3 protein-coding genes and 1 tRNA gene are annotated in these 1,749 nt (G+C 56.5%); 2 read left to right on the top strand and 2 right to left on the bottom strand.

Annotation, left to right across the window (positions count from 1 at the left end; genetic code table 11):
* A partial coding sequence (locus tag ACOCD2_RS18680; RefSeq protein WP_419625886.1) for a hypothetical protein occupies positions 1–257 on the bottom strand: 257 nt, incomplete at its 3' end.
* 46 nt (positions 258–303) lie between these two features.
* Here ACOCD2_RS18680 and ACOCD2_RS18675 point away from each other — a divergent pair.
* On the top strand, positions 304–933 hold the full coding sequence (locus ACOCD2_RS18675) for a tetratricopeptide repeat protein (RefSeq protein ID WP_293645826.1): 630 nt from the start codon (positions 304–306) through the stop codon (positions 931–933).
* A 106-nt stretch (positions 934–1,039) separates the two neighbouring features.
* A tRNA-Val gene (locus tag ACOCD2_RS18670) sits at positions 1,040–1,116 on the top strand.
* 114 nt (positions 1,117–1,230) lie between these two features.
* On the opposite strand, the gene ACOCD2_RS18665 is transcribed toward ACOCD2_RS18670, so the two are convergent.
* Positions 1,231–1,728 (bottom strand): hypothetical protein, encoded by a 498-nt coding sequence (locus ACOCD2_RS18665; protein ID WP_293645824.1) that lies wholly within the window; start codon positions 1,726–1,728, stop codon positions 1,231–1,233.
* Between the last annotated feature and the right edge of the window lie 21 nt (positions 1,729–1,749).

The raw sequence follows: 1,749 nt of genomic DNA, 5'->3' as shown, positions 1-1,749 counted from the left end.
AGCCATGGAGAGCGAAGCGAAGGCTGGTAGACCCCAGTAGCCGCGAGGCCGCACTGTTTTCCCGGCGTGCCTTGCGCCAGAGGGAAAACAAAGTAGGCCTCCGAACGCGGCGTCCAGTCATATGGGAGCCAAGTACGGAGCAGCAACGAGCTTGCGAAGTTGTTGCGTAGTGCTTGGTGACCAGGACGGCTGGGGCACAAATAGGTTGTCAAAGGCTGAGTCGATTTTGGGGACTGGGATGTCCCAAAATCTATCACGAGGCCGAAGACACGCTTGAAGAAGGGGCGTGTTTCGGCAAGAACAATGGGGTACACAGTAGGCGCTCTGATTGTCATTTCATCCCTAACAGTATTCCATTACGCAAAGAGCTGGAAGAACAATCTCAGTCTGTGGCAATGGGCGTATCAGCGGCAACCGGATTCTGTACTGGCAGCATCCAACTACGCCGGCGCACTGCTGTCCTACGGACGCCTGGAACAGGCCCGCATCGTTGCTGAAAGACTGTTCAAGGAACATCCCCACGGAACGGCAGCAATAAACCTGGGAAAAATTCAACTGTTGACAGGCAATCTGGCCTTGGCAGAGAAGTATTTTGAAATGGCGGGTAGCTTTCCGCTGGTGAGGAATGGGCGGGCTAAGCGTCTGGCCGGCTTGGCAACAGTGAGCCTGAAGCGGGGTGATTACGGAAAAGCCGAGAAATACCTGAATGAGGCGCTGGCAATCAACCCAAATGCCAAGTATGCGACCATGTACCTGGCCTATGCCCTCTATCTTCAGGGAAAGGAGGATGAAGCAAGGCGCTACATCCAGGAAAACAACTCCGGGATCGGCAAGTATCCTTTCAGGGAACTCGATTACATCTTCAAGGACAGGAAATTTATCGAGTTGATGAGAACTCCGTCACCGGCTATCGGGGTTACTTCCCCAGACTGAAATTCTTCAGTGGGTCCGGGATCAGGATCTTGGGATGCCTGACTGTCATCGGCGGCAGAAAACTTGCGAAAACCTGCCCATACCGTGTATAGTTCGCCCTCGCAACAGGCGCGTAGCTCAGCTGGTTAGAGCACCATCTTGACATGGTGGGGGTCGGCGGTTCGATTCCGTTCGCGCCTACCAATAAGTAGTCCCAAGAAGCCCCAAAATGTCCCCAAGCCCGCATCACAGCGGGCTTTTGGCTTATATGTGCCGCTGGATTTCATAACGCGCCCTTGCCAAACAGCCGGAGATGGGTCACTGCCCGGCCATGTCCTCCAAACGGTAGATTTGCTGCAGGTTGCGGTCGTATTCCCTTTCCATGGCGTCGATCTTGCTGTTCCAGTAGAGATTGATAGTGGTCAGGCGTTGCGGGTCGCCCAGGGCCTGGTGCTGCAGCTCACGTTCTTTCTGCTGTTGCAGAGCATGGATCCTGCTGCGCAGCAGCGTGCTTTGTTGCTTCAGCTTTTGCACGGTTGCGTACAGGCGGCTGCGCTGGTGGCTGTTGTAACGAGGTCCTTGGGTTGTGTGCTTGTGCTCGATCACAAGGCGGTGCGGCTGGCGCTCGGGGCGGGGTGGTGCGGGGTCGGTTCGCATCTCGATACCCTCCGGGCATGGCCTGTCAGCATACAGAACCTGCCCGTCGCGCTGGCACTTGCGCTGCCAGCCATGGAGAGCGAAGCGAAGGCTGGTAGACCCCAGTAGCCGCGAGGCCGCACTGTTTTCCCGGCGTGCCTTGCGCCAGAGGGAAAACAAAGTAGGCCTCCGAACGCGGCG

The organism is Thiolapillus sp. (assembly GCF_048562965.1).
Lineage (GTDB): Bacteria > Pseudomonadota > Gammaproteobacteria > Chromatiales > Chromatiaceae > Thiolapillus > Thiolapillus brandeum_A.
The sequence above is the reverse complement of the archived record's forward strand: the minus strand, read 5'-3'. Positions and strand labels throughout refer to the sequence as shown.

What these genes read in the sequence shown, in the direction of transcription:
- ACOCD2_RS18675 (WP_293645826.1), top strand. Translation starts at nt 304, where the DNA reads ATGGGGTACACAGTAGGCGCTCTGATTGTCATTTCATCCCTAACAGTA.